This is a genomic window from Paraburkholderia sp. A1RI-2L (genome assembly GCF_048957375.1).
In the GTDB taxonomy this organism is placed as follows: domain Bacteria; phylum Pseudomonadota; class Gammaproteobacteria; order Burkholderiales; family Burkholderiaceae; genus Paraburkholderia.
This window is the reverse complement of sequence record NZ_JARBTA010000008.1, coordinates 1-17,255: the sequence shown is the minus strand read 5'-3', so window position 1 is coordinate 17,255 and position 17,255 is coordinate 1. Positions and strand designations below refer to the sequence as shown.

Annotated in this window: 20 protein-coding genes and 1 pseudogene; 19 read left to right on the top strand and 2 right to left on the bottom strand. The window is 62.4% G+C overall.

All coding sequences use genetic code 11. From position 1 onward, the window contains the following. Position 1: 1 nt before the first annotated feature. The 12 genes and pseudogenes from PWP93_RS36860 (at position 2) to PWP93_RS36805 (ending at position 9,372) form a co-directional block, all read left to right on the top strand. On the top strand, positions 2-778 hold the full coding sequence (locus PWP93_RS36860; RefSeq protein ID WP_421029068.1) for an oxidoreductase: 777 nt from the start codon (positions 2-4) through the stop codon (positions 776-778). Next, on the top strand, positions 768-2,063 hold the full coding sequence (locus PWP93_RS36855; RefSeq protein ID WP_421029069.1) for a Ni/Fe hydrogenase subunit alpha: 1,296 nt from the start codon (positions 768-770) through the stop codon (positions 2,061-2,063). Before PWP93_RS36860 ends, PWP93_RS36855 begins: the two co-directional genes overlap by 11 nt. Next, entirely contained in the window at positions 2,060-2,587 is a 528-nt protein-coding gene (locus PWP93_RS36850; protein WP_421029070.1) for a hydrogenase maturation protease, read from the top strand. Before PWP93_RS36855 ends, PWP93_RS36850 begins: the two co-directional genes overlap by 4 nt. After that, positions 2,580-2,867 carry a hydrogenase maturation nickel metallochaperone HypA gene (locus PWP93_RS36845; protein WP_421029071.1) on the top strand — a complete coding sequence of 96 codons (288 nt, stop codon included), beginning with the start codon at positions 2,580-2,582 and terminating at the stop codon, positions 2,865-2,867. Before PWP93_RS36850 ends, PWP93_RS36845 begins: the two co-directional genes overlap by 8 nt. Next, positions 2,864-5,194, top strand: a complete 2,331-nt coding sequence (hypF, locus tag PWP93_RS36840) for a carbamoyltransferase HypF (RefSeq protein ID WP_421029072.1) — start codon at positions 2,864-2,866, stop codon at positions 5,192-5,194. The genes PWP93_RS36845 and hypF overlap by 4 nt, the downstream gene beginning before the upstream one ends. After that, positions 5,194-5,436, top strand: a complete 243-nt coding sequence (locus PWP93_RS36835) for a HypC/HybG/HupF family hydrogenase formation chaperone (RefSeq protein WP_421029073.1) — start codon at positions 5,194-5,196, stop codon at positions 5,434-5,436. The genes hypF and PWP93_RS36835 overlap by 1 nt, the downstream gene beginning before the upstream one ends. Next, positions 5,433-6,578, top strand: a complete 1,146-nt coding sequence (gene hypD, locus PWP93_RS36830) for a hydrogenase formation protein HypD (RefSeq protein ID WP_421029074.1) — start codon at positions 5,433-5,435, stop codon at positions 6,576-6,578. The genes PWP93_RS36835 and hypD overlap by 4 nt, the downstream gene beginning before the upstream one ends. Next, complete coding sequence (gene hypE / locus PWP93_RS36825) at positions 6,575-7,630, top strand: hydrogenase expression/formation protein HypE (protein ID WP_421029075.1); 1,056 nt, start codon at positions 6,575-6,577, stop codon at positions 7,628-7,630. The genes hypD and hypE overlap by 4 nt, the downstream gene beginning before the upstream one ends. Before the next feature lie 237 nt (positions 7,631-7,867). Then, positions 7,868-7,963: pseudogene (locus tag PWP93_RS36820) on the top strand (CBS domain-containing protein); the annotation flags it as partial. After that, positions 7,946-8,287, top strand: coding sequence for a CBS domain-containing protein (locus tag PWP93_RS36815; RefSeq protein WP_421029113.1), 342 nt, complete (start codon positions 7,946-7,948; stop codon positions 8,285-8,287). The pseudogene PWP93_RS36820 and the gene PWP93_RS36815, both read left to right, overlap by 18 nt. Positions 8,288-8,299: 12 nt before the next feature. Beyond that, entirely contained in the window at positions 8,300-8,500 is a 201-nt protein-coding gene (locus PWP93_RS36810; RefSeq protein ID WP_421042789.1) for a BON domain-containing protein, read from the top strand. Between the two features lie 626 nt (positions 8,501-9,126). Continuing rightward, positions 9,127-9,372, top strand: coding sequence for a F0F1 ATP synthase subunit C (locus PWP93_RS36805; protein WP_421029076.1), 246 nt, complete (start codon positions 9,127-9,129; stop codon positions 9,370-9,372). 354 nt (positions 9,373-9,726) lie between these two features. Here the strand turns inward: PWP93_RS36805 and PWP93_RS36800 are convergent, their stop codons facing one another. Beyond that, the gene (locus tag PWP93_RS36800; protein ID WP_421029077.1) at positions 9,727-10,416 is read right to left on the bottom strand and encodes a CBS domain-containing protein; all 690 of its coding nucleotides are present in this window, start codon (positions 10,414-10,416) and stop codon (positions 9,727-9,729) included. Positions 10,417-10,578: 162 nt separating this feature from the next. Next, positions 10,579-10,719, bottom strand: coding sequence for a PEP-utilizing enzyme (locus tag PWP93_RS36795; protein ID WP_421042798.1), 141 nt, complete (start codon positions 10,717-10,719; stop codon positions 10,579-10,581). Positions 10,720-10,955: 236 nt separating this feature from the next. Here PWP93_RS36795 and tnpA point away from each other — a divergent pair, with 236 nt between their 5' ends. From tnpA to PWP93_RS36760, 7 genes are all read left to right on the top strand, one after another. Beyond that, entirely contained in the window at positions 10,956-11,390 is a 435-nt protein-coding gene (gene tnpA, locus PWP93_RS36790; RefSeq protein WP_421023126.1) for an IS66 family insertion sequence element accessory protein TnpA, read from the top strand. After that, entirely contained in the window at positions 11,387-11,737 is a 351-nt protein-coding gene (gene tnpB, locus PWP93_RS36785; RefSeq protein WP_421023125.1) for an IS66 family insertion sequence element accessory protein TnpB, read from the top strand. Before tnpA ends, tnpB begins: the two co-directional genes overlap by 4 nt. Positions 11,738-11,788: 51 nt before the next feature. Further along, the gene (tnpC, locus tag PWP93_RS36780; RefSeq protein ID WP_421023124.1) at positions 11,789-13,510 is read left to right on the top strand and encodes an IS66 family transposase; all 1,722 of its coding nucleotides are present in this window, start codon (positions 11,789-11,791) and stop codon (positions 13,508-13,510) included. Between the two features lie 28 nt (positions 13,511-13,538). Then, positions 13,539-13,925 carry a hypothetical protein gene (locus tag PWP93_RS36775; protein WP_421023123.1) on the top strand — a complete coding sequence of 129 codons (387 nt, stop codon included), beginning with the start codon at positions 13,539-13,541 and terminating at the stop codon, positions 13,923-13,925. 49 nt (positions 13,926-13,974) lie between these two features. Continuing rightward, positions 13,975-15,603: a poly-beta-1,6-N-acetyl-D-glucosamine N-deacetylase PgaB gene (pgaB, locus tag PWP93_RS36770; RefSeq protein ID WP_421029078.1), complete on the top strand. Its 1,629-nt coding sequence runs from the start codon at positions 13,975-13,977 to the stop codon at positions 15,601-15,603. A 38-nt stretch (positions 15,604-15,641) separates the two neighbouring features. Continuing rightward, the gene (locus PWP93_RS36765; RefSeq protein WP_421029079.1) at positions 15,642-16,835 is read left to right on the top strand and encodes an FAD-binding domain; all 1,194 of its coding nucleotides are present in this window, start codon (positions 15,642-15,644) and stop codon (positions 16,833-16,835) included. 2 nt (positions 16,836-16,837) lie between these two features. Continuing rightward, the coding region (locus tag PWP93_RS36760) for a hypothetical protein (protein ID WP_421048391.1) at positions 16,838-17,255 on the top strand (418 nt) is incomplete at its 3' end.

The following is a 17,255-nucleotide window of genomic DNA, read 5'->3' as shown; positions in this document are numbered from 1 at the left end:
CATGGGAGACCTGCGGCGGCCACGGCTCGCTGTCTGGAAGTTCGCCTCCTGCGATGGGTGCCAGCTTTCGTTACTCGACTGTGAGGACGAACTGCTTGCACTCGCCGGAGCGATCGAGATCGCGAACTTTCCCGAAGCATCGAGTGTGATGGGCGGTGGCCCCTACGATCTGTCGCTCGTGGAAGGTTCGATCACGACCGCCCACGATGCGAGGCGCATCCGTCAGATCCGCCGGCAATCGCGGCACCTGGTCACGATTGGCGCGTGCGCGACGGCAGGCGGCATTCAGGCGTTGCGCAATTTTGCCGACGTGAAGGAATGGGTTGCCGCAGTCTATGCCTCGCCGCAATACATCAGGACGCTTGCGACGTCCACGCCTGTTTCCGCTCACGTTCCGGTCGATTATGAATTGCAGGGCTGTCCGGTCAACAAGGTCCAGCTGCTCGAGGTGATTTCCGCGTTTCTCATTGGCCGCAAGCCAGCGATTGCGGCACACAGCGTGTGCGTCGAATGCAAGCGACGCGGCACCGTATGCGTCATGGTGCAGGGCACGCCTTGCCTCGGACCGGTGACGCATGCCGGCTGCGGCGCGATCTGCCCGTCGTTCCGGCGCGGCTGCTACGGTTGCTACGGCCCGATGGAGACACCCAACACGGCTGCGCTCGCGCGTGAATGGCAGGCCCTGGGCGCCAGTCCAGGCGAGATACACAGGGCTTTCCGGACATTTAACGCCGCAGCAGAGCCGTTCCGGAAGGAGAGTGAGATCCATGGCGACTAGAACGAGGACGATTAGCGTCGACTACCTTGCTCGTGTCGAAGGAGAAGGGGCGCTCGAGCTGCGCATTCGAAACGGCCGGGTGAGTTCGGCCCGGCTCAATATCTTCGAACCGCCGCGTCTGTTCGAAGCCATGTTGCGAGGGCGCGGCTATGCGGAGGTTCCCGACATCGTGGCGCGTATTTGCGGTATTTGTCCGGTCGCCTATCAGATGAGCGCCGTTCACGCGATTGAAAACGCCTTCGGCGTGCGAGTCGACGGACAGCTTCGAGCGCTGAGGCGGCTACTCTATTGCGGCGAATGGATCGAGAGCCATGCGCTGCACGTCGTCATGCTGCACGCGCCGGATTTTTTGGGGTTTCCGGATGCCGTCTCAATGGCCGTCGAACACGGCGATGCGGTCCGGCGCGGACTTGCGATCAAGAAAGCCGGCAACGAGGTGATGCGCACGCTCGGCGGCCGTGAAATTCACCCGGTCAACGTCAAGGTGGGGGGCTTCTACCGCCTGCCTGAACGGGCAGAGCTCGCACCGCTTGCTGCCAGCCTCGAGCGCGCACGCGATATGGCAGTCGGACTCGTGCGGTGGGTCGCCACCTTCCCGTTTCCCGAGTTCGAGCGCGACTACGAGTTTGTCGCGTTACGCCAAGCCGAAGAGTACCCTTTCAACGAGGGGCGCCTCGTTTCGAGTCGCGGTATCGACATCGAGACTTGCGCCTACGAATCCGAGTTCGAGGAGCGTCACGTTCGTCATTCGACTGCGCTGCATGCGTTCGTCAGACGGCGCGGTGCGTATCTCGTCGGTCCGCTGGCGCGCTATGCGCTTAACTTCGAGCGTCTGCCGGCGCATGTGCGCGCGCTTGCCGGTGAGGTCGGCCTGGGCCCGGTCTGTCACAACCCGTTTCGCAGCATTGTCGTGCGCGCGCTGGAGATCGTCTTTGCGTGCGATGAGGCGCTCAGGCTGATTGCGGCCTATGAGCCGCCGGAGCTGACAGCAATGCCTGTCGAGCCCCGTGCGGCAGTCGGCTATGGCTGTACGGAGGCGCCGCGCGGCATATGCTGGCATCGGTATGACATTGCCGCGGACGGCGCCATCCGGAGCGCGCGGATCGTGCCGCCGACATCGCAAAATCAGGCGAGCATGGAGACCGACCTTGCAGCGATTGCAGCACCGCTTGTCGATGAGCCTGATGACGTGATCCGGGATCGTTGCGAGCGCAGCGTGAGGAATTACGACCCGTGCATTTCCTGCTCCGCACATTTTCTCAAGTTGACGGTGGATCGACCATGACAAAGGCGACCGGAGAACAAGCTTTTCAACCTGGAGCGCGCTGTGTTCGCGTAATCGGGATCGGCAATCCGGATCGCGGTGACGACGGCATTGGCTGTCTCGTCGCGCACCGGCTCGCCAGTCGCCTGCCGGCCGATGTCTCGGTACTGACCCGCAGCGGCGACATGATGGATCTTGGCGACGACATGGAGGCTGTCGACGCGCTGATCTGCATCGATGCTGCCGTGCCCGCTGGATCGCCGGGGCGCGTCAGGCGGGTCGATCTGGCAACCGGCCAACTCGATCGGACCATGTCGTTCGCGTCCAGCCATGCACTCGGACTGGCGGAGGTGATTGCGCTTGCCGAGGCGCTCGGCACCGCCCCGCGGGACATCGTCGTCTATGCAATCGAGGGCGCTTCGTTCGACGCTGGCGCACCGATGACACCCGAAGTCATGGCCGCCGCTGACGAGGTTGTCGGGCAGGTCGTCGCGGAAGCGAACAGGCTTCGGCGAAACGTGCGGGAGGGGACTGACAATGCATGAAACAGGAATCGTACGCGATCTCATCAGCCGCATCGTGCGCGCGGCCCATGAGGCCGGTGCAAGCAGGGTCAGTGGCGTGCATGTGTGGATTGGCGCGCTCACGACCTTCTCGCCGGAGCATTTCCGTGACCACTTCGAGGAGGAGGCCCGCGGTACCGCTGCAGAAGGGGCAGCATTGCACATCGAGCCTTCGGACGACACGCGCCACACGCAGGCGCAGCATGTGATTCTCGAGCGGCTCGAACTCGACGTGCCTGAGAGCAAGGACGATGCGGGATGAACTCGCACCTGCTTGCGCTGCCGGCGCGGGAACCGCGCGAACGGCTGCATATCGAGGCGAGCGGCGCCGTGCAGGGCGTCGGGTTCCGCCCGTTTGTGCACCGGCTCGCAGTCAGTGAAGGACTCGCCGGCTTCGTATGCAACACGGGGCAAGGCGTGACGCTCGAAGTCGAAGGGCCGCTTGATGCACTGAAGCGATTCGTTGCAAGGCTCGAGAGCGAAACGACGCCGCCTGCTTTTGTGCAGGAGCGGCGTATACGTCAAGTCGAGCTGAAAGGCGAGCAAGGGTTCGAGATCGCGCCAAGCATACGCAGTGAGGGAAGTCTTGCCGTGGTGCTGGCAGACCTCGCGGTCTGTGCGCAATGCCTCGAAGAGGTGAGCGACCCGTCTAACCGGCGCTACCGTTACCCATTCACGACATGCGTACGGTGCGGGCCGCGCTTTTCCATCATCGAAGACATCCCTTACGATCGCGTGCGCACGACGATGCGGCGCTTTGCGATGTGCGCCGCCTGCCAGGCCGAGTACGACGACCCTGGCTCCCGACGTTTTCATTCTGAAACCAATGCGTGCCCGGTTTGCGGGCCCCGGTTGATGCTATGGGATGCAGCGGGACGGGAACAGGCGACGGGGCGCCACGCGTTGAAGGAGGCGGCGGATGCGCTACGCAGGGGTTCGATTGTCGCCATGAAGGGCCTTGGCGGCTTCCAGCTTCTCGTCGACGCACGAAATGACCTTGCGGTGCGGCGTTTGCGGGAGCGCAAACACCGTCCTTCCAAGCCCTTCGCGATCATGGTGCCTGGCTATGACACTGCGCGGGCACTCGCGGATATCTGTCCTGCGGAACAGCACCTGCTGGGCTCTCCGGCGGCGCCGATCGTGCTCCTGCGCTCGCGGGCGCAATCAGACCAGATCGCATCGAGCGTCGCACCGGCAAACCCATGGCTCGGCATCATGCTGCCCTATACGCCACTGCATCATCTGTTAATGCACGATCTCGGTTTTCCCATCGTGGCGACCAGCGGCAACCGGGGAGGTGAACCGATCGTTGCGGACGAGCATGAAGCGCTCGACAGGCTCGCCGGGCTGGCCGACCTCTTTCTGGTGCATGACCGGCCAATTGCGTGCCCGGTAGACGATTCCGTTGTCCGTGTGATCGCAGGGGAGCCCGTGGTCCTGCGGCATGCCCGGGGCTATGCTCCGCTTGCGCTGACATTGAAGCCAGGCCACGCGCGTAATACTGAGACCTGCCTGGCGCCAGGTGGGCACGGAAAGAGCGCGATTGCGGTGGCGTCGGGACCGCAACTCGTGTTGGGACCGTATATCGGCGACCTGGACAGCAGCGTGGCGCGCACCGCGTTTGCACGCTTGGTCTGCACGATGACAGCGCTCTACGGCGTGGTGCCGCAGAGCTTCGCATGCGACGCGCATCCCGACTATTACAGCACACAGTATGTGCAGCGTAGCGCCGCATGTGTAAAGCGCGTGCCGCACCACGTCGCTCATGTTCTGGCAGGGATGGTTGACAACGATCTCGATGGGCTGTTGCTCGGGGTCGCCTGGGACGGCAGTGGATACGGCGGCGACGGTACCGTCTGGGGCGGGGAGTTTCTTGCGCTTGGGCGCGACCGCTATCGTCGCGTGGCGCAATTGCAGCCATTTCGCCTGCCTGGAGGCGAGGCTGCGGCACGGGCGCCATACCGTGCGGCCCTTGGCGCGCTGCATGTGATCCATGGCGATTCCGCATTGACGATGACGGGGTTGCGCCCGGTCGGGGTGTTGACGGCGCGCGAACGGCAGCTCTTTTCGGCGATGCTCGCGGGCGGCATCCATTCACCCTGGACATCGAGCGCCGGACGGTTGTTCGATGCCGCTGCGGCCATCCTAGGCGTATGCCAGCGAGCAAGCTTCGAAGGTGAAGCCGCCATGGCATTGGAAGGCGCCGCAGAGCGTTCGCTTGAGGTGTGCGAGCTTGCCGGCCCGGTGCTGCGCGAGGAGGGCGGCAGGCTGATCGCAGACTGGCGGCCAACGCTTGCCGCGCTCGCGCTTGCAAGCCAGGAGAATGTTCCGGTGGCGGCGCTCGCTGCCGCGTTTCACAGCGCGCTCGCGGACCTCATCGTCGTTGTGGCACGGCAGATCGGTCTTCGCCGCGTGCTGCTGACAGGCGGCTGTTTCCAGAATGCGCGGTTGACGGGGTGCGCCGTTGCACGGCTGCGCGCGGCGGGTTTCGAAGTCCGGTGTCATCATCGCGTCCCGCCAAATGACGGCGGCCTTGCCGTTGGACAGGCGGCATTCGCGGCCCGGCCATTGATCGAGGAGACAAGCTGATGTGCCTCGCCGTTCCAGGAGAAATACTGAGCATCGACGGAGACGATCTCCTCACACGGCAGGGGCGTATCGCCTTCGGCGGTATTGTCAAACACGCGAATCTTGCCTTTGTCCCGGAGGCAAAGCCCGGCGACTACGTACTCGTGCACGCGGGCCTTGCGATCGCCGTGATCGACGAAGACGAGGCGCTGAAGACACTTGCATGCTTCGCTTCTATGGATACGGCAGGAGATGCAACATGAAGCATCTCGACGAATGGCGCGACGCCGTTGAGGCCCATCGCATTGCTGATGCCATCGCCAGGATCACAACGCGCTCCTGGACCATTATGGAGATTTGCGGTGGCCAGACGCATTCGATCGTGCGTTATGGCATTGACCACATGCTTCCCCATGGCGTTACGCTGCTGCACGGCCCGGGCTGTCCGGTCTGCGTGACGCCTGCGGGGATGATCGATGCTGCCATTGGGATAGCGGGTCGCCCGGAGGTGACCTTCTGCTCGTTCGGCGACATGCTCCGGGTGCCGGGCGAGGACGGCAGTCTCCTGACTGCCCGGGCACGCGGTGCCGACGTCCGGATCGTTTACTCGCCGCTCGACGCGTTGGCGATCGCCCGCAGCGAGCCGGAGCGCGCGGTCGTGTTCTTCGCAATCGGCTTCGAGACTACGGCGCCTGCGACCGCCATGGCGGTGCTACAGGCGGAGCGTGAGCAGATACGGAACTTCTTCCTGCTCGTGTCCCATGTGCTCGTGCCACCGGCAATCGAAGCCATTCTGGGCGATCCGGCGAGTGTCGTGCAGGGATTCCTGGCAGCGGGGCATGTATGCACGGTGATGGGCTACCGCGAGTACGAGCCGATTGCGCGCCGGTATCGCGCTCCTGTAGTCGTGACGGGTTTCGAGCCGATTGACCTGCTGCAGGGCCTGTATCTGTGCATCCGGCAGCTCGAGGCCGGCAAGGCAGAGGTGGAAAACCAGTACTGCCGTGCCGTGCGGCGCGACGGCAATGTGCTGGCACGGGAAGCCATCGAGAAAGTGTTCGCGGTGCAGGCGCAGCACTGGCGCGGCATGGGCGAGATCGCGCGAAGCGGGCTCGGACTAGCACCCGCCTATCGCTGCTTCGATGCGTTCGATCGTTTCGTGCAGCGGACGATGCCGGTCGAGCGCAGCGGGGAGTGCATTGCGCCCGAACTGTTGCGTGGCCGCAAGAAGCCTGCCGATTGCCCCGCGTTCGGCACGCGCTGCACACCGGAGCATCCGCTCGGCGCAACCATGGTGTCCTCAGAAGGTGTTTGTGCGGCCTACTACCGCTATCGCCGTGCAGAGACAATGGAAGGTCGCGAAACAGATCACGGCGCAAGCCACGACACGGAGAGATCGATATGAGCGGGCCATCCTTTGCGTCGCTGGCCTGTCCCGCGCCCGCCATCGCGAGCGGCATCATCGAACTGGCGCATGGAGGCGGGGGACGACTCACACACCGTCTGATCGACGACATCTTTCGGCCTGCATTTGCTGTGTCGCCCGACGATTTTACGCATGATGGTGCCGTGCTCGGCCTGGAAGCCGATGGACAGCAGTTTGCGTTCACGACCGATTCCTACGTGGTGCGGCCGTTGTTCTTCCCGGGCGGAGACATTGGCACCCTGGCGATCAACGGCACCGTCAATGATCTGGCGATGTGTGGTGCCGAGCCGAAGTATCTGAGCGTGGGCCTCGTGATCGAGGAAGGCTTGAGCATCGACCTGCTTTGCAGCGTTGTCCAATCAATGCGAACGGCTGCCGTTGCCGCGGGTGTGCGAATCGTAACGGGGGATACGAAGGTTGTCGAGCGGGGTAAGGGCGATGGCCTCTACGTGAACACCTCCGGCGTAGGGCTGATTCGCGCTCGCTCACCGGTTGCGCCGCAACGGGTGCAGCCGGGTGACGCCGTGATCCTGAGCGGCGACATCGGGCGGCATGGTGTCGCCATTCTGGCGGTTCGCGAGGGGTTGGGGTTCGAGATGGAAATTACGAGCGATTGCGCGCCGCTTGCCGCCGCCGTGCTCGCGTTGATCAACGCCGGGATCGAAATCCACTGCCTGCGTGACCTGACCCGCGGAGGACTCGCCACCGGACTGATCGAGATCGCGGATACCGCACATGTCGCCATCGAACTTGACGAGTCTGTGATTCCGGTCTCGGATTCGGTACGCGGCGCGTGCGAAATACTGGGCCTCGATCCGCTCTATGTGGCTAACGAAGGCCGGTTTGTTGCGCTCGTGCCGCCTGAGTACGCAGCGCTCGCGCTCGAACACCTCCAGCGGTTTGACCAGCAGGCAACCATCATCGGCCACGTCGAAGCCGGTGAGGGCAATCCGGGTGTGCGCCTGCGCACGATTGGCGCGGTGCGAGCGCTGGACATGCTCAGCGGTGAGCAGTTGCCCCGCATCTGCTGATTGGGAGCGAACCATTTTCTTAGGATTCACACACTGCCGCTGCCGCAGCTCGCGGCTGGACGTCGTGCAGTTGATCATGACGAGATTTGCGACGGCGTGGAGCATGCACCAATGCGCGCGTCGATCCACTCCATAACCCACGCGCCCACGTTGACGTATGTCAACCCCCCCAGGTTCCCCGGCGCTTACGCTAAGGGTGGATTAACTGTCGACGTGAGACGGTGAGACACGACGCACGAGGAGGCGGCAACATTGCTGATGGAGCATGGGATCAGCGGCGCACCCGTGATTGATTCAAACGGTGAGTTGGTGGGGATGATCAGTGAGGGCGACTTTCTGCACCGACAGGAACTTGGAACGCAAAAACGGCGCCGTTCATGGTGGCTTGAACTGTTCGTTTCGAACTGCGACATAAGTGACTATGTGAAAGCGCACACCCACTTGTTCAGGGACGTGATGAGCACAGAGTTGTTCACGGTCGGGGAGTCGACGCCGCTTGACCAGGTCGCTGACATGCTCGAGAAACATCACGTCAAGCGTATGCCGGTCATGCGCGACAACAGGGTGGTCGGGGTTCTGAGCCGGGCAGATCTGGTGCGGGCGCTCGCGACTTCGCCTTCAGAGACGCCGCTCGCCCAGACGCACAGCGACCGGTAGATTCGGGCCCGGATGATGGATGAATTGTCGGGACAACATCTGTCATTCCCGGGACGCAACATCATTGTGCGCAATGGCGTGGTTCACCTCTGGGGCTATTACGTGTGGTCGCCGGAGCAGGTACGGGCAGCGCGCGTAGCGGCAGAAAGCATCCCGGGGGTCAAGTCGGTAGAGAAGACCACACTGGTGGGACGCCGCCGCTCGAGGAGATGAAACGGGGATTGTGGTAGCCGGTATTGGCCTTGAGGCAGTGCGAACTGCCTCGTGGCCGGCGGACGTGCGTTTTTGCCGGGTGCGTTCCCTTACCACAGCGCGCTCCAGACAATTCATGCGCGCCGTAGCCGCCGGCAGCAGTTCGAGGCAAACTCTCATCATGGGAATGCGGAGCGGTTTGGGCCATCCCCCCGATATCTGTGTCGGAATGGTGAAGTTGGACCGCGTGCTCGATTTCTTCCACGCGCCGATGCGGAAGGTCGATCATCATCAGCAGTTCGCCCTTTCGGATCGCTAACACTGGAAACCGCGTTGACGCATCGGCACATCATGAGCAACGCCGTGAGTTGGACGAGCTGTTTAGCAGGACTCAGGCTCCCTGACATGTTCATAGCCCATCTGCCATTGCGTGGGGTGTTCCGCGTGGCGGCCGCACCGCGAGGCGACTGCGATGAGGCGCCATATGCGAAGGGGGAACTTTCCCCCGCATGGGCGGTGCCAGGTGGCTCCATTGAGTGCCTGGCAACCGGTGTCAATTCATTTGCGCGCGCCGCTTGCCATGGCGTTCGTCGGCGCCGCGGCGGATCGCGTGCAGGCGAGCCCAGCCATCATGAACAAGGACAACCATGAGCCTCCGCGAAATCGTCAGCATTGCCGCCGCCGTGCTCGCCGTGTCGTTTGGCGCCATCGGACCGGCGCTCGCCGAAGGCCGCGCCGTCGCCGCCGCGATGGACGCCATCGCGTGCCAGCCGGACTCCGCGGGCACCATTTCGCGCACACTGTTCGTCGGCCTCGCGATGATCGAAACCATGGCGATTTACTGCCTCGTGATCGCGCTCCTGCTGCTGTTCGCCAATCCGTTCGTCAAGTAAGGCAACGCCTTGCCATGCATATCGACTGGTCGACGCTGCGCCCCGCGGCCCTTCAATGCGCTTATGCTGGTGTGGCTCCTCGCGCGCTTCCTGCTCTGGCCCATGGCGGACATCGTTGCGTCGAGACAGAAAGCGACGCTGGCGCAGCTTGTGGATGCCGAGGCGAACTACCGCGCAGCGCGGGCTGGGCGGGCCGCCGCGCTCGACGAAAAAGCGCGGCTTGCCGCTTCGCGCGAGGCAACAGTGCAGGCCGCACAGGCGGACACGGAAGCACACAAGGCTACGCAACTCGCGGCGGCACAGACTGAAGCTGTGCACCTGCGCTCGCATGCCAATGCCCCTCGGAAACGTCCTTTAGTAAAGTGGCGCGGACGCATAGTCCAAGTGACATTGCACCTCCTTGACGCCTGAGACGTTCTCAGCAGCGACGCGGATGGCGTTTCGTTCGTCTTCACTCCTAATCACACCCCACAGGTGTGCAACGCCATTGGTGACAATGACGTTTTGCGGCTGTAGTGCCCAGCGGCTCCTGCTCAATTCATTCAGGATCGCGCGGCGTATTTCCGAATCACTCTGGGTGACGCTGTGGCGCAAATCGGGCCCAATGCTCGCCAGTACCCGAATGAGGTTCGCACGACTGACCAGCCCCGTCACTTTGCCATCCCGCAGCACAGGGACACGCTTGATTCGGTGCCGGTTCATCAACTCGGCGATCTCGGCGAGCGGTGTTTCCTCCTTCGCGGTGACGACGTCGGTGGTCATCACCTCGCTTAAGAGCCGCGAGTGTTCCTTCACGTATTCGCTGGCCAGCTCTCGCGTCGAGGCAAAGAATTCCGACAACCGTCCGCGCCGCTTCATTTCCGTGCCGATTTCAGTGCGATGCAGCAGATCCCCCTCAGTAACTATGCCTACCAGTTTGCCGTCTGTGTCAACGACGGGCATGCCACTGATGTGATGATCGGCCAGCATTTTCGCTGCTTCCTGAACTGTGATGTCGGGCCGCGCCAGTACCACTGCCGTAGCCATTACATCGATTGCACGCATCGCTGTCTCCTCTCTTACAAAGGTCATGGCGTGGAATGAATCGTTGTCATCCATCGATCATGAGGAGCGGTGGTATCGCGCCATGAGAACCAATTCATTTTTTATGATAGGTCCGGCCGATATAAGTAGCTTGACAGAAATCAGATTGAGTGCCGACTTGGGTCATGTCTTCCCGCAGACGACTGCATGGAAGGTGCGTCCGCCGCGACTGGTCACGATCGCTGCCGCAGTCTTCATCAGTGTTTCGCAATCAGGTAGCGTGGCGTCGGCCACCTGCACCTCGCCGGGCCGGAAGGCTGCCAGCTTGTGCTTGTGCCGGATGATGTGCGCCAGCCCAACGGCGATCTTCTCGCCCAGCTTTCAGCACCGTCCCGAATCGTTCGGGCGGAAGCTCTCGAAGGCCGGTGGCGCGCGCCGGGATGCGATGGGCTCTGTCGTACCTTGACGATGTTGAGAAGTATCCGCCCGAGAATCCCCATTATTGAGTGTGTGGCGCGGAAGGCGGACGATTCTCCCATTGCAACGACGGGAGAACATTCATGCAGGAAACGGAGAGGTTGTCTGGGGATGCAGCGGCGCACGCACTGCCCCGCAGAGAACGGCCCAATCGGAGTACACGTCCATGGCAGGAGCTCGTGGACGAGTATCGGGCGAGCGGCTTGTCGATCCTGGCGTATTGCAAACGCAGCGGGATTTCCCGTTCCTCGATGTCGAGGTATCTGGTGCGTGCGCGCGAAGCTGAGCGAAGCGGCGACACGCACGCCGCAAGTGCGACGGGCGCGATAGCGCAGGCCATGACAGGTTTTGTGCGCGTTGGGATCGTCGATGGCGGCGTTAACGCCACCGCCAACGGCAGCGCATGCGACGTACCGGAGTTGATTCTGGGCAACGGGATTCGGCTGCGACTTCCGGTGTATTCGATCGAGCCTTTGCTTCAGGCGATGATCGATCGTATTGGCGGGGGAACGCGATGATGATGCTCTCGACGGCAGTCAAGGTTTACATCGCGGCCGAGCCGATCGACATGCGCAAGTCAATCGATTCACTTTCGATGCTGGTGCGCCCGATGTTCGATCAGGACGCACTCAGTGGACACGTGTTCGTCTTCTATGGTCGGCGCAGGGACAAGATCAAGGTATTGGTTTACGACCGCACAGGTTTTTGGCTGATGTACAAGCGTTTCGAGAGCGGATCGCTCGCTGATCCCGCAGCGATCGCGCGGCGCGGAATCTCGCTTGCAGAACTGACGACATGGCTTGAAGGAATCGATGTCGGTGTGCGCCGGCGCGTGCATGCGGTGAACGCAACGGTGGTCGCATGAATCGTGAAGATATGCTCATGAGCGGGTCAATCGCGGCGATAATGCTGACCTATGCAACCGCTCAACGTCCCTGCCGCGAAACAACCCTTGCCGATGGCATTGGGGGCATGGAACCTGCCGGAGTTGCTCGGCGAGATTGCCGTGCGCGATGCGACGATCGAGCAGCAGCAGCGCGAGATCGAACGGCTGCGCGAACGAGTCGAGGGGCAAAGCGAGTTGCTGGCGAAGACGCAGCAGGTGCTGCTCGAGCTGCGGGCCAAACTGGCCAACGCGCGGCAGGAGATGTTCGGGGCGAGCCGCGAGCGCATGAGCGAGTGGCAACTGGATATCTTCGATCAGGAGCACGAAGCGCCACTGCCGCCACAGGAGCCGGATCTGTCGATTCCCGTGGAGGGGCACCGGCGCAAGCGCCGCAGCAAGGGCCGTCCGGCGCTGCCAGACGATCTTCCGCGCGAGCGCGTCGTGCATGCGATGCCGGAACAGGAACTGGCGCAGTACGACCAGGCGACGGTGATCGGCGAGACGCTCACGCGCACGCTCAAGTACACCCCGGCCCGGATTTCGGTCGTCGAGCATGCGTGCCTGCGCTATGCGCTGGTCAAGGACGGGGTCTCGACGGTGCGCGGCGTGACGTTCCAGGCGTCGCCGCTGATGAAGAGCAATGCAAGCCCGGAGCTGCTTGCGCGCATCATCGTGGCGCACTTCGACTCGGGCATGCCGTTTTACCGGCTGGAGGAAGAGTTCGCGATGCACGGGTTGCGGATTTCGCGCAACACGATGAGCGACTGGACGATCCGGCTCTCGAAGCTGATGCTGTGCCTGTACGAGGCGTTCAGGCGGCAATTGCTCAGCGCGCGGGTGATTTTCGGCGACGACACACCCTTTCCACAGTTGTGCAAACAACTGGAGCGCACCCGCACGGTGCGGCTGTGGGGCTATGCGAGTGCGGGAGCGGTGTTGCGCGATGCCCAGTGGGTGCCGGTTCCCAGGGTGGTGTACTACGACTACACGGCGAGCCGCGCTGGCTGTCATCCCATGGCGCTGCTGCGAAACTACCAGGGCTACCTGCAGGCCGACGATTACTCGGGCTGGGCGGCACTGTTCCGCGGTGGCAAGATCCAGCACGTAGCCTGTCATGCGCATGCACGCAGGATGTACTACAAGATTTACCGGCAGCTTCGCAAGGAGTCGCCCCAGACAGCCCGCGAGAGCGTGGCCGCGCAGGCGCTGGCGTGGATCCGCAAGCTCTACGACATCGAGCGCAAGCTGCGCGATGCCGATCCGTCAGAGCGAAGACGGGTGCGGCTGGAGGAATCGGTTCCGCTCTTGCGCGATTACCAGCTTTGGCTGCAGGCCCGGGCGGGCGAAGTCTTGCCCAAATCGGCTCTGGGCCGGGCAATCGCCTATACGCTGTCGAACTGGGAAGCGCTCACGCGCTACGTCGACGATGGCAACCTGGCGATGGACTCGAACCTCATCGAGCGCGCCATCCGCAGGGTCGCAATTTCTCGAAAGAACCATCTCTTTTTCGGCTCCGAGTCCGGGGGCAAGGCCGCAGCGGTGTTCTACAGCGTGCTGGCGACCTGCCGGGCGAACGATGTGAACCCGTACGACTATTTGGTCGACGTGCTCGGGCGGATTAACGACCACCCGGTTAACCGGATCGAGGAATTGGCCCCGTACAACTGGAAGCCCTCTGGAGCGGCCGGATCAACATCGAGCGTGGCCTCGACATCGTCCTTGCCGGTTGCGTGCCCGGCGACCCGCCACTGAACTGCGCGCGCATCAACGGAACGAAACGATGAACAAGACAAACGCGGGCAAGGCCGAGCGCAAGATCTCCGAGACGATTCTGGACTTCGGTGAACCGCTTCTGTCCGAGGCCATTACAGAAGACACGCCGATCGCCGTGGTGCGCGAGATATACAAATTGGTGGTGCTTGTCTGGAACGCGCATGTTGCAGCCACCCCTCGCTGGGGAGATCCTGGTCATCTGCAGATGCTGCAGCAGATCGCGGCCTCGCCGCAGATGCCATCGCAAGCGCGTGCCTGGATCGGCAAGCTCTCACACCGATGGCAGGAGAAGTTCTCCGACGCCAAATACTGTGTTGGAGAATGGCATGTCAAGATCAAGGATGACGACACCCTGAGCTTTTTCTGCGACGCCCGGGAAGCGCCGCGGCGGTAATCCGTCTTCGCGCGCACTGTTCTCCTAACAGTGTGCGATGTTGACGTGTATGCACGAATCGGCGCCGCCGCTAAACACTCTGCGCGACGGTACTGGAGTTTCCACGAAATCGGCCGCACTCTCTACCACGGGTATTCTCGGGCGGATACATACGCACGACCTGCACCACGGCGCAATTGCCAATCCGCAAGGCAATGAGTTGCCGGCAACAACATCGCATCTGTACCTGAAAGATCAGCAGCGCTACGAAACGGACACCGAATTCCGTTCGCGCGTGCAGTCGGACCTGGCCACATGCATGCAGCAAATCAGGGCGCAGACGGGCGCTTCCGTGCGGGCGATGGTTTGGCCTTATGGAGCACAGAACCTTGCCGTGCGCACTATTGCGTCGGATCTTGGCATGCCCACGCAGTTCACGCTCGAGGACGGCCCGAACACGCGTGATGTGCCGCTCAACCGGCTGCGCCGGATTCTGGCGACGTACGATATCGACGTTGGCGGTCTGGAGCGCTCGATGCGCGAACCCGCGCAGAACCGCGGGGAAATCAACCCGGTGGAACGGGTTGCCGTCGTTGCACTGGACGACGTGTACGACCCCTCACCTGCCGTGCAGGAAAAGAAGCTTGGCGAGCTGATCGATCGAATGTACGCATTGCGTCCAAGCTCCGTATACCTCCAGGCGTACTCGGACCCCAGACGTTCCGGGTTCGCACGCGCCGTGTACTTTCCAAACCGGCACCTGCCGATGCGCTCGGATCTATTCTCTCGTGCAGCATGGCAGTTGAACACGCGTGCTCACGTGGAGGTCTACGCGTGGTTACCGGTGCTCGCCTTCGCGATCCCGGCCAAGCTTGACAGGCGGGTGGAATTCGTCACGGCGGCAACCGGCAGCCGCCTGCCGCCCGGTGCCTCCGGCGTGCGGCGGCTCAGTCCTTTCGATCCCGCTGCGCGGGCATATGTGCGCGAACTGTACGAGGACCTGGGCAAGTATTCCGCGTTCAACGGCGTGTTGTTTGGCGAGGACGCGATGCTTACCGATTACGAGGACGCGGGGCAGCATGCGCGACAGATGCTTGCCCGCTGGGATCTGCCGCAGAGTATCGACCAGATCCGCTTCAACCCTGACCTGGCGAAGCGTTGGGGCGACATGAAAACCCGGTATCTGCTCGACTTCACAAAGGAGCTCAGGAAAATCGTGCTCGATAGCCAGAACAGCGACGAGGTGCTGACCGTTCGGACGATATTTCCCGATGCTCTGGTCGATCCACTTGCGGGACGGCGCTACGCGCAGAACTATGAAGCGTTCCTCCGCGCGTATGACTATGTTGGGCTGCTCGCCATGCCTTCTCGCCAGGGCATCACTTCGGTGGATCATTGGCTCGATTCGTTGAGCGAGAACGTGCGGTCCGTGCCGAACGGCGCTCACCGGACGGTCTTCCTGCTCGAAGCCACCGACGCCCATACCGGCGCACGCATACCAACGGGGCGTCTCGTGAACCAGATGCGTCATTTGCGTATGACCGGGATGGTGAGCTACGGGTACTATCCCGACAACTTCGCCCGCGATCTGCCGCAGGCTGTTGCGCTCAACGATGTTCTGTCAACACGATCGCAGCTCAACCGTGATTCCATCAAGGCGCTGTTTCAGGCCAGCACCAGCGGGACGCTTTACCACTGACGTACGACACGCGGTAGTCACGAGGAGGAGAGCCAGCCTTGGCGACAGCGAACCGCCGAATCCTGATCTGTGGCGCGGGAATTGCCGGACCATCCCTGGCTCACCGGCTATTGCGGTACGGTTTTGAACCCACGATTATCGAGCGAGCCAATTCGTTCCGCGATGGTGGCTACATGATCGATGTGTGGGGTACCGGATATGACATCGTCGAGCGCTATGGTCTGTTGCGACCGGTGCAGGAGCGTGCCTACCAGTTTGACAGTCTGAAGTTCGTCGACGGGCGGGGACGCGAAGTGTCGGGATTTGGCGGGGCCGTATTGCGCAAGGCACTGAGCGGGAGGTTTTTTAGCATTCCGCGCGGCGACCTGGCGCGAACGATCTACGACACGATCAGTGAGCGGGTCGAGGTGCTGTACGGGGTCTCCATTCATTCGATGATCCAGAACGCGCAAGGCGTCCTGGTCGAGCTCTCGAGCGGACAGAAGCGATGCTTTGATCTGCTGATCGGAGCAGACGGCTTGCATTCTCGTGTGCGCGAGCTGGTGTTCGGCAAGGAGGCGCAATTCGAAAGATATCTCGGCTACATCGCCGCGTCGTTCATCGTCGATGGTTATCCGCATCGGGATGAGGCCACCTATGTGAGTTTCGCGAGGCCGGGCCGCCAGATCAGCCGATATGCCATGCGCGAAGGCCGAAGCGCATTTCTGCTGGTGCTTGCAGAGATCCCGAAGCCCGGCGTTACCGCTCACGATTTGGCGGCGCAGAAGGCCCGGCTTCATGCGCGTTTTGCCTGCGATGGTTGGGAAACACGTGAGATTCTGGCGCAACTCGATACCACGCGTGACCTGTATTTCGATGCAGTCAGCCAGATTCGCATGCCGCGTTGGACGAGGGGCAGGGTAGCGCTGCTGGGGGATGCCGCGCATAGGCCCTCGTTGTTGGCGGGGGCAGGTGCAGCCTTTGCGATGCTTGGCGCCTATGTTCTGGCGGAGGAATTGAACGCCGCAAACGGGGATTTCGCGCGTGCCTTTGCGGCGTATGAGCAGCGCCTGCGGGGCTTCATGTTGCGCCAGCAGGATGCAGCTGCGCGTTTCGCGGGCTCATTCACGCCGCGCAGCCGTATCGGACTTCTCCTGCGCGATTGTGTCGTGAACCTGATGAACGTCCCGCAGATTGGCGCGTGGCTTGCGCCGCGCATGCTGGGAGAGCGCTTCCTGTTTCCTGGCGATTAGCCTTGGTAATTGACTGGCATCCGGCGGTCACCGTTGTCCTTCCGTTCGACGCGCAGATGGCGCGTATTACGTTCGATCGACATCAGAACGAGGGCTTCGCTGGGAACGCTGCGTGCACTGGCGGGATTCCTCACGTTGCTTCTGAACTGCTCGCTCCTCCTGTCGTGCGTGACCTCGAGGGCACGTTCGGCGGCGATGCGCTCGATTTTGATGCGGGCGTATTGGTTCATCGCCGCCGCTACGAACCGCTCGCGATTGTCTTATTCCCACGTTGCTGCAAGCTTCATTTCAATCCCGTTGATATCGGTCCAGGCGCGCCGTTGGCATCGAACTCACGGCTCGCGCAGATAGCGCTCCGACAATGCCTCGTACAGCGGTGGTGCAAAAAAACGCGAGACGCGGCTCGCGATGAGCGCGGTA

Bases quoted from the DNA above. Each gene is read 5' to 3' on its own strand.
- PWP93_RS36860 (WP_421029068.1), top strand. From the start codon at position 2: ATGGGAGACCTGCGGCGGCCACGGCTCGCTGTCTGGAAGTTCGCCTCC.
- PWP93_RS36855 (WP_421029069.1), top strand. From the start codon at position 768: ATGGCGACTAGAACGAGGACGATTAGCGTCGACTACCTTGCTCGTGTC.
- PWP93_RS36850 (WP_421029070.1), top strand. From the start codon at position 2,060: ATGACAAAGGCGACCGGAGAACAAGCTTTTCAACCTGGAGCGCGCTGT.
- PWP93_RS36845 (WP_421029071.1), top strand. From the start codon at position 2,580: ATGCATGAAACAGGAATCGTACGCGATCTCATCAGCCGCATCGTGCGC.
- hypF (WP_421029072.1), top strand. From the start codon at position 2,864: ATGAACTCGCACCTGCTTGCGCTGCCGGCGCGGGAACCGCGCGAACGG.
- PWP93_RS36835 (WP_421029073.1), top strand. From the start codon at position 5,194: ATGTGCCTCGCCGTTCCAGGAGAAATACTGAGCATCGACGGAGACGAT.
- hypD (WP_421029074.1), top strand. From the start codon at position 5,433: ATGAAGCATCTCGACGAATGGCGCGACGCCGTTGAGGCCCATCGCATT.
- hypE (WP_421029075.1), top strand. From the start codon at position 6,575: ATGAGCGGGCCATCCTTTGCGTCGCTGGCCTGTCCCGCGCCCGCCATC.
- PWP93_RS36815 (WP_421029113.1), top strand. From the start codon at position 7,946: ATGATCAGTGAGGGCGACTTTCTGCACCGACAGGAACTTGGAACGCAA.
- PWP93_RS36810 (WP_421042789.1), top strand. From the start codon at position 8,300: ATGATGGATGAATTGTCGGGACAACATCTGTCATTCCCGGGACGCAAC.
- PWP93_RS36805 (WP_421029076.1), top strand. From the start codon at position 9,127: ATGAGCCTCCGCGAAATCGTCAGCATTGCCGCCGCCGTGCTCGCCGTG.
- PWP93_RS36800 (WP_421029077.1), bottom strand. From the start codon at position 10,416: ATGCGTGCAATCGATGTAATGGCTACGGCAGTGGTACTGGCGCGGCCC.
- tnpA (WP_421023126.1), top strand. From the start codon at position 10,956: ATGCAGGAAACGGAGAGGTTGTCTGGGGATGCAGCGGCGCACGCACTG.
- tnpB (WP_421023125.1), top strand. From the start codon at position 11,387: ATGATGATGCTCTCGACGGCAGTCAAGGTTTACATCGCGGCCGAGCCG.
- tnpC (WP_421023124.1), top strand. From the start codon at position 11,789: ATGCAACCGCTCAACGTCCCTGCCGCGAAACAACCCTTGCCGATGGCA.
- PWP93_RS36775 (WP_421023123.1), top strand. From the start codon at position 13,539: ATGAACAAGACAAACGCGGGCAAGGCCGAGCGCAAGATCTCCGAGACG.
- pgaB (WP_421029078.1), top strand. From the start codon at position 13,975: ATGCACGAATCGGCGCCGCCGCTAAACACTCTGCGCGACGGTACTGGA.